13 protein-coding genes and 1 other RNA gene are annotated in these 21,976 nt (G+C 53.7%); 4 read left to right on the top strand and 10 right to left on the bottom strand.

The annotated features are described in order from the left end of the window. Positions 1–519: 519 nt before the first annotated feature. From AC07V0_RS23505 to AC07V0_RS23475, 7 genes are all read right to left on the bottom strand, one after another. Positions 520–1,461, bottom strand: a complete 942-nt coding sequence (locus tag AC07V0_RS23505) for a response regulator (protein ID WP_495019973.1) — start codon at positions 1,459–1,461, stop codon at positions 520–522. Further along, entirely contained in the window at positions 1,458–3,788 is a 2,331-nt protein-coding gene (locus AC07V0_RS23500; RefSeq protein ID WP_495019972.1) for a sensor histidine kinase, read from the bottom strand. Before AC07V0_RS23500 ends, AC07V0_RS23505 begins: the two co-directional genes overlap by 4 nt. A 183-nt stretch (positions 3,789–3,971) precedes the next feature. Next, a complete protein-coding gene (locus AC07V0_RS23495) occupies positions 3,972–4,400 on the bottom strand; it encodes a very short patch repair endonuclease (RefSeq protein ID WP_495019971.1) in 429 nt (142 codons plus the stop codon). A 39-nt stretch (positions 4,401–4,439) separates the two neighbouring features. Next, positions 4,440–9,935, bottom strand: coding sequence for a putative type IV secretion/conjugal transfer ATPase (locus tag AC07V0_RS23490; RefSeq protein WP_495019970.1), 5,496 nt, complete (start codon positions 9,933–9,935; stop codon positions 4,440–4,442). After that, positions 9,935–11,473 carry a hypothetical protein gene (locus AC07V0_RS23485; protein WP_495019969.1) on the bottom strand — a complete coding sequence of 513 codons (1,539 nt, stop codon included), beginning with the start codon at positions 11,471–11,473 and terminating at the stop codon, positions 9,935–9,937. The genes AC07V0_RS23490 and AC07V0_RS23485 overlap by 1 nt, the downstream gene beginning before the upstream one ends. Beyond that, complete coding sequence (locus AC07V0_RS23480; protein ID WP_495019968.1) at positions 11,460–13,616, bottom strand: hypothetical protein; 2,157 nt, start codon at positions 13,614–13,616, stop codon at positions 11,460–11,462. Before AC07V0_RS23480 ends, AC07V0_RS23485 begins: the two co-directional genes overlap by 14 nt. A 19-nt stretch (positions 13,617–13,635) precedes the next feature. After that, complete coding sequence (locus AC07V0_RS23475; RefSeq protein ID WP_223448156.1) at positions 13,636–15,102, bottom strand: DNA cytosine methyltransferase; 1,467 nt, start codon at positions 15,100–15,102, stop codon at positions 13,636–13,638. A 1,499-nt stretch (positions 15,103–16,601) separates the two neighbouring features. Between AC07V0_RS23475 and AC07V0_RS23470 the strand changes: the two genes are divergently transcribed. Genes AC07V0_RS23470 through AC07V0_RS23455 form a run of 4 tightly spaced genes read left to right on the top strand, consistent with a single transcriptional unit; the run spans position 16,602 to position 19,578 of the window. Then, positions 16,602–18,008 carry a YfjI family protein gene (locus AC07V0_RS23470; RefSeq protein ID WP_495019967.1) on the top strand — a complete coding sequence of 469 codons (1,407 nt, stop codon included), beginning with the start codon at positions 16,602–16,604 and terminating at the stop codon, positions 18,006–18,008. After that, complete coding sequence (locus AC07V0_RS23465; protein ID WP_495019966.1) at positions 17,995–18,348, top strand: hypothetical protein; 354 nt, start codon at positions 17,995–17,997, stop codon at positions 18,346–18,348. The genes AC07V0_RS23470 and AC07V0_RS23465 overlap by 14 nt, the downstream gene beginning before the upstream one ends. Next, a complete protein-coding gene (locus AC07V0_RS23460; protein WP_495019965.1) occupies positions 18,332–19,312 on the top strand; it encodes an integrase domain-containing protein in 981 nt (326 codons plus the stop codon). Before AC07V0_RS23465 ends, AC07V0_RS23460 begins: the two co-directional genes overlap by 17 nt. Continuing rightward, positions 19,309–19,578, top strand: a complete 270-nt coding sequence (locus AC07V0_RS23455) for a hypothetical protein (protein ID WP_495019964.1) — start codon at positions 19,309–19,311, stop codon at positions 19,576–19,578. Before AC07V0_RS23460 ends, AC07V0_RS23455 begins: the two co-directional genes overlap by 4 nt. Before the next feature lie 166 nt (positions 19,579–19,744). Here AC07V0_RS23455 and AC07V0_RS23450 read toward each other — a convergent pair whose 3' ends face one another. From AC07V0_RS23450 to AC07V0_RS23440, 3 genes are all read right to left on the bottom strand, one after another. Next, on the bottom strand, positions 19,745–21,001 hold the full coding sequence (locus tag AC07V0_RS23450) for an integrase domain-containing protein (protein ID WP_014719966.1): 1,257 nt from the start codon (positions 20,999–21,001) through the stop codon (positions 19,745–19,747). A 185-nt stretch (positions 21,002–21,186) separates the two neighbouring features. Further along, positions 21,187–21,584: a transfer-messenger RNA gene (gene ssrA, locus AC07V0_RS23445) on the bottom strand. A gap of 97 nt (positions 21,585–21,681) precedes the next feature. Then, complete coding sequence (locus tag AC07V0_RS23440; RefSeq protein ID WP_018929463.1) at positions 21,682–21,957, bottom strand: PA2433 domain-containing protein; 276 nt, start codon at positions 21,955–21,957, stop codon at positions 21,682–21,684. Positions 21,958–21,976 lie beyond the last annotated feature (19 nt).

The raw sequence follows: 21,976 nt of genomic DNA, 5'->3' as shown, positions 1-21,976 counted from the left end.
GGCTCCTGAACGAAATCGGGAGCACAGCATCCGGGATCACTTGGCAGCTTTGAATGTGTAGTTCATGGAGCGGTTACCGATGTTCTGTCCGGTCTTATTGGTTATTTGCTATCGCGTTGCATCGGCCATTCGAGTGCGCAGCAGTACATCACTCTGGGTCATGATCATTTCACATATTTACACTGTGACGATCTAGCTTTCCAACAAACTTCTTGAACCGGCTGGTCAGCGCTCTGAAGCGCTGTGGCAAGCTTGGTCAACAACGTCAAGTCATATGAGTTTCAACATCTGGTAGGTGTAAGCTAACCCAACCAAACGCCGGGCGATCGCCCGACGGTATAGATGGATTGTCGAAAGGATCGTCAAAAATCACGATCCATATGCGCGGCAGAGATTCGAGTGCGGCATGGAACATGGCATCCCAACGAGCAATCTAGCTTTCACAGGACCCTATGCAACCTCTTAAGCACAAAACTGATCCTCAAGCGAAGCGATTATCTTAGTAAGAGTCCAGGGATACTAATCGCGTACTATTAAAATAGTATTTATTCCCCGAAGCGCATCGATATGCGCAGCAAATGAGCGTCGAATATCAGGGAAGTCACTCACGCTGATATCACTGCTTCCGGTAAGTACCCAGCCACTTTCATCTTGTACTTCAATCACGTGGCCGAGTATGTTGCGTTTGAGTAAAACATCTTTTGTATACTGGGCACTGTGTGCTCTGAGCTCGCGAAGACGATCAACATCATCGCCATTCAATCCAAAAATACCAGCGTTACTTGTTACCACCTTCGTCAGTCGCCGAAAATGGCTAAATAGCTTCGCGCTGTCGACAGCACGAGTGTCTAGGCGACCTTGAAGGCCTTCAGAGCGTGAAGCTTCATAGGTTGAAATCATGCCATTGATGTGGTCTAGAACATCTTTGTCGAGTGAATTTAGGCTATTCGGTCCGTTCGGGTCTCGTTGAGATATCGCTAGCACCGATTCCCTCATAATTGCATCACACTCTGCAACGACCCTCATGGCTAGCCCTCTCATTCCCGAAAGTCTGTCTAGAGAGCGAGCAGTCTGATCGATTAGGGAGCCGGTGCGCTCGATAAATCTCTTGCGAGCGCTGCAGTAAACACCTTCAACAACATTATCCGCCATTAGACGCCGTAGTTGAGATTCATCGAGGCTGCCCGAATAAAACAATATAGTTGTTGAAGGAAATAGCTCTCGTATCCTAGGAGCAATATCCGCACCGTTCTCTGCGTCTTCTAGACGATAATCCAGAAGAATTATATCATAGTCATGATAAAGGCTGTGAGCACGGGCTAGGTCTTCAATGCCCTGACTGTTAGGGATTGTTCTAATTCGAGCAATAAATCCCGCTTCGCGCACACGCCGTTTAAGGTTGTCCTCTTCTTCAACACTAAACGAGTCTTCAATCCATAAAATCCCGAAATCCAAATTCATTGCTTTTCTCCTGGAATGACTATTTCGAAATCGGCACGACTTCCATCCCCGACTATCTGAATTGACCCACCCATAATTTTTAATATTTGTGAAACGCTATATAATCCAAGGCCGGTCCCGGTGGCGGATCCTGTGTATCCCCGTTCAAACAGTTTAGAGGAGTCTACTTTCCTTTCATCTATTCCCAGGCCATCATCTGTTACACGGATAATTACTGAGTTCGGCCCTTTCTGTATCGCTTTAAATTTTACATTTTTGGCTTTGGCTTTTCGGGAATTATCAAGTAGGTTATCGACAAGCACTGCTATGTCAACGGGAGAAAAATCTCGGATGAGAGAAATGTTATCTGCGTCAAAGACTGCGTCGGGCAAGTCGGAAACTTCAGATATGATGACTTCAAAGTATTCTTGCAAGAATTGAAGTAAGTCGCCATGGATTTTATCTGTCTGGAGATCTATGCGAATGTTTCTAGCAAATGAAAGAACTGTACCTAACCTCTCTGCAGACAAGTTGGCACTTGCTATCGAAGAGGACGCGCGCCTGGCTGACTGACGAATTGATGCAATAAGGTCTTCAATATCCTCTAGTTCATCCGATCCACTTTCTGCTGCCTCGGCAGCGGAAAGCACATTCGTAGCTTCATGTGAGGCATTGAATATCGCAGATCGGACATGCCCCAAATGAATAGTCGCCTGATGCATAAGCAACTGAACACGTTCAACATCCACGTCTTGACTGCTCCCTAGAAAGGCAGCTTGTTTTTCTAATCTTGCAATGTGCGCGTCAGCCCGATGACGATCAGCTACTGCCTGCTGGGCAATTTGACGAGCTTCTTCTCTCGATACTCTTAGGTCATCGATTCTCCGCTTCGCTTCCTCGATTTGTTTAACTAGTGAGGTATCACCTTGGCTTTGAGCAACCTCTGAAATCGCCTTCAAAGCATTGTCTGTTATCTGATCAGGGTCGTCAGATACTCTAACTAAGTCTTTGTCATAGTATAAGATTTCTACATCTTTTGTGCGCGCTAATCCACCGACTATAGAAAGTACCCTCTCTCTAGCTTTATCTGTCTCTAAACCCTCGGGTGTATCTCTATCTTGGTCTTGTTTGTCTTTCCAGTTCACTCCTACTACATATCGTTCTAAACGGATTATCATATGGCGGAGAATTGCTTCATACAAAGCCCTGCTGTGTGCATCTTCAACCAAGCCTGCATCTCTGCTGGAAACTTCCCGAAACATTTTAGGATACGCAGCGACATCAACGCGGCCGATTAGGTCACGTGTACCAAGATAGCGAGACTGGCCTTGTTGTTTTCGACGATTTAAACCAAGTGTGTCATCAAATTCTTCCCCGATAGGAAATATTCGAAAATTATTAAGGAATAAGAATATGCTGCCAAACTCAATAGGGCGTACACCCATCCGCATAGTAAAGGTTTTTTTTGCAGATCTGTTCAGGAAATATACTTGTCCTTCGATTCTGGCGCCGCTAAGTTCATCATAAGGTGATGGTTCTGCTATTGTATATATCTTTCTTCCGCGGTCAAATAGCGTAGATTGAATAGAATTATTTTCTATCAATACCTCGATGCGACTAGTTTTTTCCTGAAGGAGTTCTGCTATTTGGTTGCCCACAGGGCCATCTACGCCTTCTATTGTGTCAGTAGTCCCATCAATTAACCAGGTTGAGACTTCCACATTCCTAGAAGCGCCAAATGGGTCGATCAGTTTGGCTAAGTCTCGGCGAAGCCTACCTATTCTTTCCACATTCCATTCATGACGGGTATGTTTTATCACCAAAACAGTACCATGAGCGTCAGGGGGGTTAGCATTAACAATTTGAGGAAGATTTTTGGTTTCGCCTAGATTTACAAAGACACTATCAAATTCTTCTTTGCTATCTTTTTCAAAGCGCGTCCAGTCCACATTCAGTTTTGATATCTTTGTACTGTCAGTAGTTATGCTGTATAACTCAAGCTGCTCGCCTAGCGTGTCACAAGCAAATCGCCCTATCCCTTTACTTCCTGCAAATTGGCCGGCTGGTTTAATCTTGTCTCGATAAGTATCTGGGTCAAATACTGCTTTTTCAGAATAAGCAACAAACAGCCATTTGTTCCTGATGTCGTCGATCGACATACCTTGGCCATCATCTATTATAGTTATTGAAGAATTTTCTATGTCGAATTCGATATCAACTCTGGTGGCGCGGGCATCAAAAGAGTTTTTTACTAGCTCAAATATTGCCACAAACTCATTTGTAACCAAGTCACGGCCAATAATGTCTTTTAGATGAGAGCTAACTCTGAATTTTTCTTTGGTGGCCATTTTTATCTCATGCGCTTGCCTGATATCTAGGCGTCCGTTTACATTTCAACAAAACTTCTGGCTATTGGGGCTGATAATCTTCGCTAGTTTTCTAATGCGCAGATCTGATTGCTATCTCTATTTCGCGGCGCCCCATATATTAACACGCTTGTGGGTATGTGTCGTACAGGTTTTTAGGTCAAGTTATTCATTTGTATTTTTAATTAATTTAGCTATCTGCTCTGCAGTAGAGCTTGTTTTTTTTGCTGATGATAGGTTGCACTCCCATACCACGAAAACGTGCCAACCCAGCAACTCTAGTGCCTCTACTACTTTGGTATCCCTCGCGATATTTTTCTGGAACTTATCCAGCCAGAAATCTGTATTGCTTTTCGGAGTGGTAGCGATACTACACCCGGGGTGCCGATGCCAGAAGCATCCATGGACAAATACAATTGCCTTGTATCGAGGGAATACAATGTCCGGTTTGCCTGGCAAACCGGCATCGTGTAGACGATAGCGCATACCAAGTCTATGGAGGGCCTTACGGAGTGTTACTTCTGGACGGGTATGCTTCCCTTTGATACGGGACATTCTTTCCGATCGCTCTGCGGGAGTGAGAAAATCGGTCATGAATGTCCCCTCGTGTAGGGCTGAAAAGTCGAAGTTATGTCATATTTTCTTTACAAGCTCGTAGAACGGAAGGCCTCGTATGACGTCACCTGCTACATCGAACGATTTGTAGAGACAGTGATGGTTGGGTAGCGTCTTCACTCGATCAGACAGTTCAGCTATGTCGGAAGTGAACCCCAGAGCGTTCAGCTCGGTTGGCGTCACATTGGGTACCTTATGTATAAACCAGGTAAGTAACGGTTCTCTATAATCAGTCGCGCCGGACTTGAAATGCCTGAGGTATTGCGAAGCGAGGATGACACCGGTGCCGAACTCTCGCCCCTGTAGTAAAAGCTTGCGCAGCACATCAAACTCATAGCGCATGATGTTATCGGCCTCGTCCACGAGCAGATATGAATCTATCACCCTTAGTTGAGGATCCGTACCGGTGAAGGGGCGTTTCTGAGTTTTGAGCATATTTTCGTAGAACATATTCAGCATAATGGCAACGAGCATGTTCTTGCTCCTGTCGTCTTGTCCCATCGAATCTAGGGATATCACCACTATGCCGTCGAGAAACTCGTCAAAAGGTACCGTTTTGCTAGGCTCGCGGGTGAAGACCTCCATGTCTACCAGATCGTCGATGATTGCCATCGGGGAGTCTGACTTTCCAGCCAATAGTTCGCGGTATTCTGCGTGGATATCGTAGATTGTTGGTTGGCGTCCCTGCACACTGGTGGTCTCGTAGGCGTTTCGGACCGCTCCCTTGAGCTTGTCTCGCTGGACTGGTCCAATGCCTGAGTACACCTTGTCGAGGACGTCAGCGAAGAAGCGGAATCTGTCCAGCCAGGGGGCTGAGGACTCGCCCATGGATGTGGTATCGAATAGGTTTAATGGCAGTTGGTTAGGTTTTACCACACGAGCACCAGTAGCTTCTATGAAGTCAGGGGTACTGTAGTCGCGCTTGTAGTCAAATATCAGGAATCGCGGCTTTATTCCTCGGTTCTCATGGCTCGCTCTTGTCACTTGCAGGATAAGTGATTTCAGGAACTGAGTTTTACCAGTACCTAAATCACCAACTACCCCTATGTTCAGCTGATTGAGCCTGGTGTCCGAAATGTTCAGGACCAATGGGCGGGGCATGAACCCATCGACCGTGCTTCCTAGGGAAAGCAAAATCCCGCTATCTATTTTGTCGCCTTGCCCATTTGGTTCGGCAATCGCATAAGAGGGCAGGGGAGGCTTGGAACTCGCCTCTGGATACGGGCTGGACAACTCTATCGGGGAGGGGAGCTTTTTTTCCGGGATCGTGATGGCTTTGCCAGGCACCGCAGTGATTATTTCGACATCTGGCTTGATACTGTGGGTATCGGAAACTTCCCGGCTGGGAATTAGCTCCCAGTCGCGGACTTGGGCACGGACCGAGTCATAGAATGCTTGGGCGTCGCCGGAAACGATGCGTCCTGCATCTTGGTTCGATATTACGATGGTCTCTGACCACCCATCGCCATCCTTGTCGTGCGAGCCGCTATTGGATGAACCGTCCACTACGATCAGGCGGCCTCTGGAGTCAATGCTGATTGCAGGGACCGGGCTGAGGATCGCGGCAGCAATGCGCTCATGGTAGTTAGCCCAGAGACCTGCCTTGCCGGCCAGAACATGATGTTGGCTATAGACGCGTAAGCCAAAGCCAACCATGGAAAGCAGTAGGTGCTGAAAAGCAAGGCGCCAGATTGGGGATTTGCCTGCCCGCTCCTCGATAGAGTTAAAAAGGGTGGAGAGTGCTTTGGCCTGACCGAGAGCGTCGGTCGCGTCGTTTGCCCCGAAGACGCCGCCTTGCCTGTACTTCACCTCGATAGGCGTGAGGTGCAAGCGTATTTTGCTATCGCTGGCGTGGATGCCGACTACAAGTAAATCGGGACGTGACAGTGAGGTATCTTTTCGGTCCTTCCCTAGCGAACGAGCTAAGTCGGCCATATAGCCACGGAATGGGTCGATAGGGATGATGATCGCGAGGGATGCGTCGTCTGCCGAACCGGTAAGTACCGGAAGTAGACTATTCAGGTTGCCCTCGAGGCGAAATTGGTCCTGTAGGAGACGCACTGCCAAGAACAGTCCCAGATCACCAGTGGCTCCCGTATCATCCCCAGAGAGACCACGCACAGTCGGGATGCCCCTTCGTGCGACCTCTAGGAGAATTTGCTCGACTTGTTCCCCTGGGAGCTCTTTGCAGCCGGGCAGTGGTAATAGGACTCTCCGCAGGGCTTCGCGGTCTGCTTCCTTGACTTGTGACAATAGGTAATAGCCGCTCGTATCGCCGGCTCGATGCGAATATGCGGGAAGGTCGTAATCCCATAGGTATGCCCCGTCAATCCAGCCACCGAGGAAACAAGCAGGATCTATCGCGGAGGAGGAAACAGCGACGAATCCAGCCTGCTTTTCTACGAGCATATTGGATACTGCATGGACGTTCGGAGCAAACTGTAATCCGACCTTACGATCTAGTCCGCCCTCCAGCGCAAGGATGCAGGCCGATACCTTGTCAGCGAACTCTTCCCCGGAAGGCGGCATTTGCAACCCCTGCCTGGATTCGCAAAGGAAGGCTCCGTGAAGTTGGCGCCGGACCCGGTGCCTGATCAATCCACCCATGGCTAGTGGGGAGCGCATTCCTACCTCGGTGGATTCCGGCTGCGCCGAGTCTAGCTGTGCAACAATTCCTAGGTCAGGCTTGGTCCCGAGAGGTTGCTTGTTGAACCACCGGACACTATTGCTGGTGTCCTCGGATAAGTTCGCGATCGTGGCTTGGTCAGGTCGGGAGCTATCCGGTCGTATGTCGAACACCTCCAGCACCCTCGGTCCAACCCCATGTCCCTGATTTCCTTTTTCGCCATCGCCGAAACGCCTAGTGCACCAGCTTGTAAGGCCATCGTTACAAGCGTCGGTCGTACCGCCGGCGCTGGACACTACCAGGCTAAGGACGGGCTTGGCTGCAAGTAGGTCAGAAACATCTTCGAGCGCTCGCGCGACTTGCGCAGGGCTAAAACCGCTCGCGATCCCACCGATGGTAAGACCAAATGAACCGTCGAAGGGTGGCCGAAGAGACCTATCGGCGAGTTGCCCAAGCTGCGAGCCATTCCAGAGTACGGACCAGTAATCGGAGTTGCATTCCACGGATAGGAAATCGACCATGGAAACTCCCCCTGGTGCCTGAATCGACATCGTCAGGAGATCGGGGATGCAATCTGGATCGAGGATGCTAGCTGCAGGACACGGGCGTGTGTCGTCGCCTGACACTTCCCCATACAGAACCTGTTGTGCCAGGCAGTGCCAGGCGAGCCGCAAGGGATGCAAGGGGGATAGGATGATGGCATCGGGGATCCTCGCAAGCGTGTGGCCGTCGGCTCCTAGGGAGCAAACCGCGATGGCATCAACCCAACAGGCGGTTTCCCTATCGGATGCCAGCCAGTCCATGTATGCCTTAAGGTATATCTCTACCTGCTGTCGGAACGAGGGATCGCACTTAAGCCATTCCCCCAGCCGAGCCGACTCTATAAGGCCTGACTGTTCGTCAGTACTTCTGATGCACCGTGCGATTTCTACCCTGGCTTCGATAAAGCCTTGTGGCGGCTGGAACATCTGGAGCCCGGGACGGGGGTCATGCAAAAACCTGCCTTGCGACAGGATTGGGCCATTTTGCAAATCCCAATCGGGCGGTGCCCAGCGCGTAACAAAGTCGTCAGCAATCACAAGGGGACGAAACGATTTTTCTACGTTTTGCTCGTCGAGGATCCAGGACTGTAAGCTCGAAGACCGGGCATGGCGATCAAGCTGAACTACTGCCTTTGCATCGAATTTTTCCAGATGCTTCCGGTTCAACTTGATAAGTCGCTCGAACTCGCTACGACAGCCTTCCTCCTTCGTTTCCTCGCAGGATACATACACCCGGCAGGTCTCTGGCTTCCTGCCCGACGGCGTGAATGTTATGTCGAGCTGATACTTGCCATCAGCTTCTATTTCTACCTGATAGCTTCCGTCCTTGAGCTCCTCGAGCTTGAGGGGGGCCCGGCTTTCTTCAAACTCCGTAGCATCGTCGGGCATTCCCTCTGCCCTGCTGATGCTCGTTCCCGGTGAGGCGTGTAGTCTCAATTCATAGCGCCCAGAGCCGGGCAGCGACATCGAGGTTTCCCACTCCGTTACCGCAGTTGTCTTGCGCGGCTTCTTTGGGGGCGACAGCTTTGTCGCAAGACGGCTAGATACTAGTATTCCAGGCGTCCAGCTATTGAGCGAAATTACCCTTGTCGTTGCGGTCTTATGTCCAGCTGCGGTGACCTTGTAGGATATTGGCGTCTTATGCGCAGGTGGAAATGAGTCCTCATCTGCGGCTTGATTTTCTACATCGATCAGGGTCGGTACCTTGCCAAAGGATCCTCCCGTCAGCGAAACCGTTACAGCTCGCCGCTCCTCCCCCGCGGAGATGGTCAGTTCGACCTCGTTTACTACCACCGCAGGCATACCTTTGCCAGCCGGGATGATGGAGTTGCTGCACTGGATGGAAAGGTCGCCTGCTGTCTCTTCTTGCTCTTCAAGAATGAGGTCGGACCATTGTTCCGCCGTCAATATTGTCCACCATGAAGGCGGGGACTCGATCTGGAGGGTATCTTCTGGCAGGTAGAAGGCCTCCGTGGCACGCTCAAAGGCGGTAGGTACCTCGCAATTTGCTTGCAAGTGAGCAAGGAGTCCGCGAAGGGCTCGTCCTGTTTCGTCCGCGGTGCCTTGAAGCAGGCGTTCGATGCCTGTTTTGAAACCATCGGCAAGCTCGTCTGCAACTCTCTCCAGAATGCCGAGTTGCGCCTTGGGTGAGATGCCGCCGTCTTGCATCGGTGGGATACCGCAAGCCAGTGCGAGTGCAGTTCCCGGCGGTAGTCCTGTCGAATTAGCACCTATCGAGTAGATGCGTGATAGCAGGCGCCAAGCTGCGTTGCGGATGCCTTCGTTAGTGTCTACTTCATCTAAGGACGAAGCAGACTTCTGGACTAGCTGTCTAGCATCGTCAAGCTCCTGAATCCCAGCGTTCTGCAAGCCACTGGTAACTACTCGCTGGACGAAGCCGTCATCCCACCAGGTGTCAAAGGACGCGTGGCCCATGCTGGTGGTAGCGCTCATGCCGAACTCGTCGGTCGTCGACGAAACCGATTTGTTGTTGTGCTGCCCAGGGGGTACGAGCGCCACGAAACTAGGACAGTTAGGATCGTTGCGAATATGCAGCAGATGGCTCTCGTCGCACTTGCCAGAGGCCCCAATTTCTGGGTTTGGGCCTTGGGCGAGACTGGAGGGGTACTGCAGCAGTACGGGCAGCGTGACAAAATATCCATTCTCCCCATCGGGGACCTGTATCCCTCCATCTCGGGCCAACTCTTCATAGACAGTTTCGAGTATCTCGATGGGCGGCCCATGGAAAATCAGTCGCGACTCAAGATTAGTACCACTGCGTCCTTGGGTTGCATTCAGGACTTTCTCGCGGATAAGGGCCGCAAGTGATTGTGCGAGTCTATTCATTAGCTGTTGTTCCGGACGGCTAGGCTTGCGGGGAAAGGCGGTAGCAGCAGCATGCCGCTTTCGGCATCCGGGCTATCGAGCACGAGGCCGAGCATTCTGAGTTGGTAGCCCAAGTCGTTCTTGGCTATGTCGTGCCTATCCACGGCCATGCCATAGGCCGCCAGATGCTGCCCTAGCCGGTGGATTGATCGGGGCCCGCCCATACCTGCAAGAGCGCAGTGGACAAAGGCAAGAACGGCGACTGGTCCCAGGGACACGACCCACGGGCTGGAGGGGCTGTTACCTTTCTTCTTGAGCACATACCCCTGGTCGTACCCCCTCAGCAAATGCACGGCTGCCTGACGTTGTCCCAGTACATGTCGCGCGAACTCGAACAGGTTTGAGCCAATGCCTTTCTTGCACAGCAATGCCCTGGCCTCGCGTTCGCGTATGTCCAGGATGATATCCCTGGCCCCGAGCGCAATAAGAGAATCCTTGTGTTTGTGGATATGTTGGCAAAGACTGGCGATTCCCTCGCTGGAGGAAAGATCCCCTTCGTACGGGGCGCCCACCTGTTCGAGCGACCAGAGGAGCGCATTGGTACCAAGTCGCGCGGAGAGGTAGCTGGAAAATTTATCCTTGAGCCCTTGAAATGCTTTCCCCCCGTAAGTCATGTACTGGGACATCTCCGGAAACATCGCAAATCTAGCTTCACTTTCTTCTACAGGCCCGTCCCCTTTGGTCAGAGCTGCCCATAGGCACCCCCAGGTCCTGTAATGCACATCGCACAGCCAGGTCACATGCGATACAGTCGCCAGTCGAAGTACTGCTTCGAGAAGGCTGATCCATTGCCGGCGGGTCATGGCATCCTTTGCCTGTATGATCGCTTTTAGGTCTTTGGTGAACTGGCGCGCAGGTAGGAAAGAAATACCATCGAAATCGCCCATGGCAAGTGACGCCACTTCCCCCTCTGGGACCACTGCCATCTCCCAAGGTGCAGAGCTGCTTCCCCAGGCGACAGTTTCCTGATCCAGCCAGCGGGCAAAGATGTCGTCGTTATCTCCTACGCTCAATGCCGAGAAAAGGTCCTTCCAAAGCGAAAGCGCCGACTCATCGTCCTTGGAGCCTAGCCAGATCATCCGTCTAACAAGTCCACCGGCATGCCAGGAGTTGCTGGTCAAACGGGCGGATCCTGAGAAAAGTGCTGTTCCAGGAACGAGCGGGGTGACTTGCAGGAAGCGCTTGGTCGACTGGTTCGGGAGCTTTGGGCTTTCCAGCACCCCATGGAGAACTGTGTTCCATGTCTCCACGTCAACGACCCCTCCGGTTGGCGTTGCGAGGGGCCTGTTGCGAAGCTTCTGGATTCGTTTGTCCAAATCGCGCCCCGATTGTGGGACGCTACTTTCCCTGGTCGATGGGAAACCGATGGTGCGGTAGAGCGAGGCAAGTAGCACCTCGGAGTTAGCGTATTCAGGTGCAGGGCTGATCGCTAGCGCCGATTCCTTGTATCTGGGGTGGGAAGTCCTCCAGGGGGCCTGCTTGAAATCAGCGAGGGTCATGCTCTTTCTCCTTGCTCGCCACGAAGCCATTCCATGAATGGGCCACTACTACACCATCTGCGCCGATACGGATCTTGGCGCCATCGAGCGAGTCCTCGTCGCGGACGATTGGACCTGAAAGTCGCGCTTTCGTGGTATCCAGCAACGCCACGACCGTACGGGGCAGTGACGCTGGCGACAAGCCTCGCTCCAGTTCCTTCACTGCCTTGAACAAGTCATAGGTCAAGGCAATGGGCTGTGCCGAACTGCCGGTACCCACCTCGAGAAAACATATTGGCGATCGAGGTCGGTTCTTCAGTGTTGGAGGCAAGATCCTGACTTTTCGTGGTTCCACAACTAGGGTTGCCTGCCGCTGTCGGGGCGGTAGGGGCTGACCGAAGGTTGTCGTCAGCGAAACCTCGAAGTCCTTGCCATTGTTGAGAAGATCCTTCACCTGTCTCGCAATCTCGAAAAGATGTTGCCTTTTCTCGTCATCTTCAACGACCTGCTGGAAGGACTTGAGGATTGCTGCATCCGCTACGACAGCGGAGCGGGTACAGATACTGCGCCTTACTAACCTGCATGCGAAGTCACGCAGCATGCGCTGGATACGGCTCGCCGCCGTGGGCTTCTTGCGTCGGATTGCTGGCAACGAAAGCATGGTGTCGGCCGCGGAAAGTCGCTTGAGCAACTCAAGTTCAGTCGCCGAAAGCGCTTGGTATTTGCGGATGAATTCAATGCCGCCAGCAAGTGATCGGCTGAACCTGATATCCAGCTCCCCTAAAATGATCTTGCTACGACTGCTTACCGCGACCTCGTTTTCTGGACTTGCCAGGGCAGGGTCCAAAAAGTCCACGAGACTTTCGAGTAAGGGGGCGATCGTTGCAGGGAGGTAGGGAGCCTTGCGTTCCTGAAGGAAATGGTAAAGGCCATTTAGAGTGCGGTTTTCCTCACGCTCGTATTGCTTCTCTAGGCCCAACTCCTTGAGGTCTTGCTTCAACGAGGCTGCGCTATCCCTGTCCCAGCGATGGAAGAGGGCTTGCTGGTAGCTGGACGTGACGATGTGGAAGATGGCGGTGAGCGCCTGTCTGCTCGGCTTCTTGGCGCCCGTTGTTTTTTGGTCGAGTTCAATGAGGTTAGCCGCCCACTCGCAAGGAGTGGATTGCTGCAGTTGCCGGGTTTGGCTGTGGTCAGCCGGGTGGTGTCCGGCCAGCAAGTAGGATACAAGCGAGAAGAGGTCTCGAAAGCTCCACCGCTTGCCGCTGGCGAGCTCGTACCAGCGCAGGATTTGTAGCAGGGCTGCCTGGTGTTCTTCGCGTGATAGTAGTGCTTGGCTGGTGCAGAATGGACATCCGTCCCCCGCTGGACAAGTACCCTCGGAGGGCCAGCATTCCGGCGCTGTTGCTTGGCCGAGGAGAATTGCTCCAGGTGACGTGGGCTCGCTGTCTGGCTTTACGAGTAGTGACTCTGCGTCCATCGGCCAAACGGCTATCGATGGGAAACCCTCCAGAGGCCAGCACGACGGCGCGTTGTACACCAGGCTGACCGCCCTGGTTATTGCTTCGAGAAGGATTCGTGCTTGCTCAAGTCCATTTTCTAGGGCATAGATCAACGCATCGTCAAGTACTCCGCGGTTGACGCAGCACAAATAGGCTTGGGAGCTAGATCCTTCAAGTACCCGGCCGAGCTCCTCGATTAGAAGGGCGGGAGCTGATTTTCCTTCGTGCCCGGCTGTAGCGGAGGCATCCTGAACAATGTCCAGATCTAGGTCGCTGTCCCTTCTCGCAAGCTTGCCAGCATCTACCTTTACTAGTCGTGGGACGGCAATTCCAGCGGGTGGATGAAAAGCCTTCGATAGCTCTTCGATCAGGCGTTGATCACAACCGAGGCTCTCATCTAGCCATCGGATGGTGGACTCGATCGCTTCGGTTTTCCCGTTGCCCGGTCCTCCAACCAGCAGGACTATTCGAGGGACCTCCGCCTTGGCATCCGCGAGCATGTAGGCCCAGCTACGAAGGCGGGCCAGGAGGTTCGTTTGTAACAATCGCTTGTTTGGTTGGCCGCTATTCTTATCTAGTAGTCGCTTTACTCCGCCGGAGTGATGACCTGCCCAATCGACAAGCGCGGCGGGATAGCGCGCTCCTTCCTGTTTGGAGCTATCCATATTTCCTTGTCCTCTATGTTCAAGCGATAGCAATCATTTTTTCTTTTTGCTTTAGGCCTTCCCGCTGAACAGCTAGACCAACAGCTTCCTGCACTGTCGCCACTATGGCTATGCCTATAGCTCGTGCAAGATAAGGAGGAACCGCATTGCCAACCTGCGTATAGCGAGGGCACTCCTTGGTTCGTTGACTTCCTCCGGTCGTGAACTTGCCTCGGAATTGGAACCAATCAGGAAAGGTCTGCAGCCGTGCCGACTCGCGAACCGTGAGGATTCGGGGTTCACTGTAGTGGAGCACATCGTCGGGCAGCGTTGTTATGGTCGGGGCTGGTGCAGTTGCTTGCATTGGACAAATACGGTGTTTCTTAAGACCGTATTTTTCGCGCAACGCGGCATTCATGTGAACACCCTTGGCACACTCCTGGTCCGCGATGATACGAGCGAATCTGTCTTTTACCTCTGGCCTATGTCTTGCGAGGCGAAGACTGTCCACTGCCTCATCGCATCCGTTGTGCATTAGCGTTTGAAATTTTGTCCGGGGCCCTGCATAAACAATCTCAGAGAATCCAGGGGGAGAAAAGGGATCGGTGCATGGCTTTTTCTCAACCCCAAGGGTCTCCAGATCTGAAATGGCATCCTTAGCCGTCACCACGTCCTGAAGGTCAAACTCCTGTAGCTGACTGAGTCTTGCCTCCTCGAGCAATTCGAAGGCTCTGCTAACGCCGCCTTCTAGATGGCAGGCTAGATCCTTTCGAATCCCAATGACTATCAAGCGGGATCGTTTCTGGGGAACCCCAAAGCGTGATGAATCAACGATGCGGCCGAGGACGTCATAACCAATCTCATCGAGTTTCTGAGCCAGTTTTTCATAGTAGGATTGAGGCTTAACCAGAATACCGAGTTGCTTCCATGTCTTCGTGGCGTGCGCAACCTTCATGCCTGGTACATTCTCGAGAACAAGGGCCGAAGGGCACAAGATCTCGACCATCTCTACATACTTCTCGAACAGCTGGTTACGAGGGTCGGATTCTTGGCGTTTTCCCGAGAAGCTAAAACCTTGGCAGGGGGGGCCGCCCGCGAGAATCTGTACCGAACCCTTGAGTTTGGAAAGCTTCAGGGGATGCTCTTTGAGGAGCTCATCGATAGGCCAAGCTTTCTTTTCTAGCCAGGATGGCCAGGAAAACTGTCCAACCGGTACTTTCCTTGCTTCAAGCAAATTCGCAGAAAGAGTTGAAAAAGCCATGGCGTCGCGTTCGACAGCAAAGATGCCTTTCAAACCCGCGAGTGATAGCCCAAGAGATAGACCGCCACATCCTGCAAAGAGGTCTGCGAAGGCCAGGGGAGTACTCAAATTTGGTAAAGGGGGAAAATCGAGTTTCTTCGTCATGAACTCCGGCCCGGATTCTTTTGCTTTCAAGGGAAGGAGGGTTTCGCATGGCTCCCGGTCAACGGTTGCGGAGGCTGTAGCGCTGGGGATTCCCATCTCCATCAAGACCTCTCTCCATGCCCTTAAGGCTGAGTTTTACATTAAAAAACCATCCCGAGGTCCCTGCCACAAGGCATAAGATCCAGAGCTAACGTACTAACCGGGGAGCGAGATTGGCGGATTGCACACATATGGCGTTGGATTTGAGGAATGATAGACCTGCCTCCGAAGAGCCGTATCCTACCAGTTTCCTCTTTGCAGAGCATATCTGACACAAGGCGGAATGCCTGATTTTTGTCGGCTCAATTGCAGCGGCACGATGCCATCATTTGGTGGGTTTCGAAGATCCATGATTGAGGGCGTCGTAAGCGCTCGATGATTAGTCGTGCGGTTAGTCGGTAATGATACCGGGTCTTCTACTGCGGTTGCAGCAGACGCTGATGATGCGGCGTGAAGCCGTTACCTCCCAATCAACTAGCTTTGATGCTTGAGTCTGTAATTGACGTTTGAGACTTTGCTTTTCCCGCCAAACCCTCCGATCCAGCGATCTTTGATCGCGCCGATCGGAGGGTTCACTCGCTTTTTCTCGCCGCCACTTCGATCTACCCTCCCATTTCAATTTGATTAGCGCAGGGCCGTCGTTTCCCCGCCAGTAATTACTTACGATCTTTATCGAGTGCAACGCAGTTTCAGCGTTAGAGCCGAGCTTGTCGTAATACTACGGTTAGACATCTGGCGACACCGGCGACACCGGCGACAACCCGCGTAAAACATGGCCTGCGGCATGGCGACACTAGTGGCGACAGTCGCCACTTCTTGCACGCTTTGGCCGTGATGCTTGACCGACTTTCCGAGTGGGTATAAAAATTGGCGCACGGATCGCTGTCGTTGACAGCACCAGCCCAGGTAGCCAGAACCTTCAAGGCTACGCCACTTGCGTGGTGGTTCTTCCCCAAGTGCGATTAGCGTCCGGCGGCTCGCACGGTCACTCCCAGAGAGTGATGGATGCCTATTCGACTTAGCTGCCCACTGCGGCAGACGATGGACCTACCTCGCTACGCTGCAGCCACCTCACCTTTAGGCACACTTCTATGCGCCAGACCGCGCCCGTCTCTTTCTCCCGGAAAGAGACGGGCACTCGTACCACTGCTGCAAGCCACGTTGTACAAGGCATTGCCGCAACTCTCCTCGTGACAATCGGCCTGACAAATACGATTCGTCGCCATCCGCAACGACAAAGACACCGGTGCCGCAGCCCATGGAAAGGCTGCACCTGACTGTCAGTCAGGCATGCCCCAGGTGTCTAGGTATTTGCCTTCTCTCACCCAGGATCTCTAGGTGCCGAACTCGTCAGTCGGCACAGCCTCCACCCGCCCGCATCTTCGGATGCGTTTAAGGAGGCCAGATTCATGGGTTCATGCCCTTGCTCCCGGTCGTAAGGAGCCGTTCGTTCCGCGTCAGTGAACACCTCACAGGCCGCAGGAGCCTTGATCCCTGATAACACTCAACAGCCGTGGCGGGACTACGTGAGGACAACCAGCAATGAGCGAGGAGAGGGGCCCATGCAGCAGTTAGATCCGAAGCTTGAACAACCACGACCGCCTCGACCGCTGATCGAGTCGAATCCCGTGGCCCAGCCTTATCCGGTGCAGGCACTGGGTGGGATTCTTGGGCCTGCGGTGGAGCGCATGGCCGAGGTCATCGGCGTGCCTCAGGCGCTGGCCGCGCAATCGATGTTGGCTGCCTCGGCGCTGGCCACTCAAGGCCATGCCGGCTTATATCTCGACGGACGCAGTTATCCGCTGTCGCTGTACCTGATCACGGTGGCCGCGTCCGGCGATCGCAAAACGGCGGCAGATCGATGTGCCTTGCTGCCAGCACGGCAATGGGAGCGTGAGCAGTGGCAGCACTATCGCGAACAACTTGCTCGATACCGTGCCATACAAAAACAGGCTCAGCGTATCAATCCTACCGAACCCGACACTGCAAACGGCACGCCACTCGAAGCGGAGCCCTCGGCCCCTAGGTTGATCACCTCGGACCCGACTATCGAGGCGTTGATCAAGGGGCTCTGTCATGACTTACCGAGCATGCGCCTGTTCTGTGATGAGGGAGGACAATTCCTCGGTAGCAGCACCATGAGTCGGGATAACCGTTTGAAAGCGGTTACGACCTTGTCGTCACTCTGGGATGGTAGTCCGATTGATCGTGCCCGCGCCATGGCCGGTGAAAGTCTGCGAGCCTATGACCGGCGTTTGAGCTTGCACCTGATGCTGCAACCGTACTTGGCCATGCAGTTACTCAGTGACCCGTTGCTGCAGGGGCAAGGCATCCTTGGTCGCTGCCTGATGACCTGGCCTACCAGCCTGGCTGGGCAGCGCAGTTATCAGTCTGTCGACTTGTCGAAAGACGCCGCTCTAAAGCGCTATCACCATCGCCTCTCTGCTCTGTTTCATCAGCCTTGGTCACTGTCTCCTGATGGTGCTTTGCAGTTATCACCGCTAACCCTCAGTCCGTTAGCCCGCCGCCGCTGGATTGATTTGCATGATGCCATCGAGGCGCAGTTGGGTGAGTTTGGCGAGTTGGCCAGCGTACGGCCTAGCGGTTCGAAGGCCGCCGACAACCTGCTGCGCGTCGCCGGCATTCTGGCAGTGGTGGAGGAGAGCAGAGTCGTGGAGGCCGACCATATCCAACGGGCCTCGGCCTTAGTTGGCTACTACCTCACCGAGATCCAGCGACTGACTGAGCAGGAGCCAGTGTGTCGAGTTAAGGAGGAGGCGGACCGGCTGTTGCGCTGGCTGCAGGTCAAAGATTGGAAGCGCTTTAGTATTCGAGACCTGAACCGTAACGGGCCCCGCTTTGCTCGTAAGAGCAGTCGCCATGCCACCAAGCTTTTAGTCGAGTTGCTTGATCATCAGTGGCTGATCACCGACGGCCACACCTTCGAGGTGCGCCATGTTCAATCTTGATGAGGCACTGCGCAACCATCTGGCTCAGCGCCAAAAGGAGCCGAAAGCGCGGTTTGTCGCCGCTACTGTCGCCACTTTGTCGCCACGCTCAAAGCCAGGCAGGACAAGAGTTGTCGCCGGTGTCGCCGGTGTCGCCACCACCCATAAAGCTATCATCTCGCCGACAGCCATCATCCAATGGTTGAAAGAGGAGGGTGCGCATCTCTACGTCTCCGATAACAGACTGTGTTTTCGTCCGACGGATTGGGCCCAGCTCGCCATCGTGAGTACGCACTGGCAAGCCCTTTTGCGTGATCTCGCTGCAGTCGATCAGGAACAGAAAAATGGCTCGGGTCGGTAAGCGAGCGGGACGTAATTTTGGCTTCGGTCGCCAGCTCAGCTATGCCGGACCACAAGCATTGAAAGATCTGTTTGGCGATGGCCACTTTGCTACCGTCAAAGCCCATAGCGATCGCTGGCAAGCCTTCGTGAGTTGGTGTCGATCCGAGGAAGAGCCGAGGCTGAATGACGCGCGACAGATCGACCGTGACATCCTCATGCGGTACGCCACTTATGTGAGGGAGCAGGTTGATCAGGGCAACGTCAGCATTGCCACCGCGCAGAACCGGCTGTCCAGTGTGAACCGCACCATGGCCGCGCTGCGCGGTGATCAGTACGTCAAAATCCCCAGTCCGAGCAAGGCGCTGGGCTTGCAGCGCTCAAGCGTGCGCAGTGAGGCCCCGCAAGGCCAAGACCGTGTGCAGGTCAGGCTGATTGCGCAAGCGCTGTTGGAGCAACAGCAAGCAAGGGTGAGTGCCATTGTGCTCCTTACCCGGGAGACCGGCATGCGCTTGCGTGAAGCGATCTTGGCGGACCTGCCACGGCTGCAACGGGAGGCTCAACGACTGGGAAAGATCAACATCCAGGATGGCACCAAAGGTGGTCGGTCAGGGGCATCGGCACCGCGTTGGATCGCGGTCACGGATCAAGTCCGCGCGGCCCTCGACAGGGCCAGCGAGGTCTCACCCACGGGCAGTCGGAACCTGTTAGCACCCAACGAGAGCTACAGAGACTTTATGCAATCAGTTGTGCGACCAGCACGGGACATCCTGCATAAGCAGGGTTTGAAAGGCTTTCATGAGCTGCGAGCTGCTTACGCGTGTGAGCGCTATGAGCAACTGACCGGCTTCTCCGCACCCATCAATGGCGGTCGTGGTCATCGAGACGATCGAGCACTCGATCAACGTGCACGCCAGCAGATCAGCCGTGAGTTGGGACATAACCGCATCGATGTGGTGAGTGCCTACATCGGAGGTCGTCGATGAAAGCAGCGTTCGACATCGCGTTGTTTTTGAGTCCCGTGCTCAAAGGAGCAAATGCCACACGGCAGCGGCATATCAGGCAGGCAGAAAGGATGCACGAGGTGATTCGTGAACGCTGGGGTTGCGCGACTCCCTGGTCCTGGAGAGAAAAGCACGTGAGATGGTTTCTTAAGCACTACCTGCGATGCTCAGCTCCAGCTACCGTCTACTACTACGACTTAACAGCAGGGTTGATCCGCCGCAGAAAGGCAAAAGTCGTGGTTGCCTGATAGACCTTTAAGCGTGAGCCCCTGAGTATGGGAATGCGGAGCCTTCCCATACTCAGGGGCTTGGCTGAAGAGGCGCAGGCATACCAGAGATCTAGCGACCGTCGTCACTTCTTTCGCCCTGCTACACGGCACGGACCGTAGCCGGTGTCGCGTACTTTTTGGATGCTCAGCGAATTGGTACGACATTGCGGTCTCTTGTTTGATTGATGGCCGATGCCGAGAGGCTGCCGGTGGCCGCCTTCTGGATATGCTCACTCCACCAAGCCATCATTGGACGCCGGCGTTCGATGTAGTCCGTCCTGTTGTAGGCGCTACGAACTTCGTCCTTGTCGACATGCGCCAGCGCGACCTCGATCAGTTCCGGATCCCAGCCATGCTCATTCAGGATGGTGCTCGCCATCGAGCGCAAGCCGTGGCTGACTAGACGGTCCTGAAAGCCCATGCGCTTCAACGCCATGTTGGCGGTTTGGCTATTGGCATGGGTGCGGGGATTTCTATCTGAGGGGAACACGTACTCTCTGTTACCACTGAGTTGCTTGAGCGTCTCCAGTAACGACAGTGCCTGATCGGTAAGGGGGATTGTGTGCGGGCGACGCTTTTTCATGCGCTCTGGCGGAATGGTCCAAATGCGCTTGTCGAAGTCGATATCTGCCCATCGTGTGGTGGCTGCTTCGGCAGGGCGGGTCATTGTGTGCAACTGCCATTCGATCAGGCAGCGGGTCGTTCGCTTGATGCTGGCGTTCGCGATTTCCATCATGAGCTCGGGAAGCTCCTCAGGTGGTAGCGCAGCCATGTTCTCTTTCTTGGGTTTCTTGAACACCGCCCGAATACCATTGAGGGGGTTCGCAAATATCAGCCCGGAGTTGACCCCGTAGGTCATGATCTCGTTGAGTCGTTGGCTCAATCGTTTCACGGTTTCGAGGCTCCCTTTGGCCTCGATTGGGCGAAGGATCTTGATAACCATCGGAGCAGTGATTTGAGAGAGCGGCGTTGTTTTCATGCTTGGGAAAACATGGAGCGTCAGCGATCTCCAAATGTCTTCGGCGTAGGCTTTGGTGACGGAGTCTTTCTTCAGCTCGAACCAGGCAGTGGCCACCTTCTCGAAAGTGTGTTCAGTCTCAGCAAGTTTGGCTTGCCTTACCTCATCACGCTGGGTTTTGGGATCAGTGCCCAAAGCGAGCAACTCACGCGCCTCTGCGGCTTTCTTCCGGGCGTTGGCTAGCGAGAGGTCGGGGTATGGACCAAGGGCCATGTTGATACGGCTTCTGGTCAACGGCTCGCGGTAATTGAAATTCCACATCATTGAGCCGCTCGCACGTACTCGAAGCTGTAAGCCATCGCCGTCGCTGAGGACGAAGTCTTTACCAGTTGCCTTGACTGCCTTGAGCTGGCGATCGGAGAGACGGGTTGCGTTAGTAGGCATGGGGCTACCTCCAGCACCGTTTTGGTATCCTGAAAATAGCATTTGGCAGTCCGGGATACCACCTGGGATACCAAAGCGGCTGGAACTCAGAAAACCTCCAGAGCTCCCATGAACGCTGAAACCCCCGTATTTACTGGATTTCAGGCACAAAAAAAGACGTCCGTGGACGTCTTTAGATGATGAAGTGGTGGAGCCGGGGGGAATTGAACCCCCGTCCGCCAGTACTCCGCTGTCGGTACTACATGCGTAGCCGTGTCTATTAAGTTAACCCTCAGCGACCCGACGGGCAGGGTGCTTTGGGCGAGTTGTGTAAGTTTTAGCCGCTTCGTCCACAACGTACTGCACGGCGATTCTGTTCTATATGACAATCACTTTGGGTTTACAGACATCCCCTGATGATTGCTGGACCCGAAGGTACCAGAAGCTCAGGATCTAAGGCTGCTTACGCAGCGAGAGAGAATTCCTGGCCGTAGGTTTCGTCATTGGCAACTATAAGTAGTTGCAACAGTGGATTTACGACTTCTGTTACCAAGTCGGCATGCACCTAAAGTTTCGCAACCGGCGTCGAATCCAAAGCGGCCCCGAACCTGCTGTGTGTAACCAGCAGGTAAGCGAAGTGTACGCCAATATGCGCGGCGAGTCGACCTTCTGTCCTTACCTGCATGTTATCTGGCCCGGCCCTAATGGCTATTCATGTGGCTTTGAATGTCCTGAAGCGCTTGCTGCGCCAGGGAAACACACTCTCTGTCGTTGTTGGAGGCGTGGGCGGCCTTGGCTTGTTCGGCTTTGGTGACGACGACACCTTTGGTGGCGGCGTCCAGCGTGGCTGCGCTGGACAGCTTGCTATTGACCTCCTGGAGCTTCATTACGCATTGATCGCTATCGTTTGAGGCGTATGCGGAGGAGGCCAGCATTGTTGCAGTGAGGAGCAGTCCAGCCAGGGCGGAACGCTTCATGGGTATCTCCTGGAACGGG

The sequence above is a fragment of the Pseudomonas sp. GW821-FHT01E10 genome (assembly GCF_059422365.1).
Note: the sequence above shows the minus strand (reverse complement) of the source record. Positions and strands in the feature narration are given on the sequence as shown.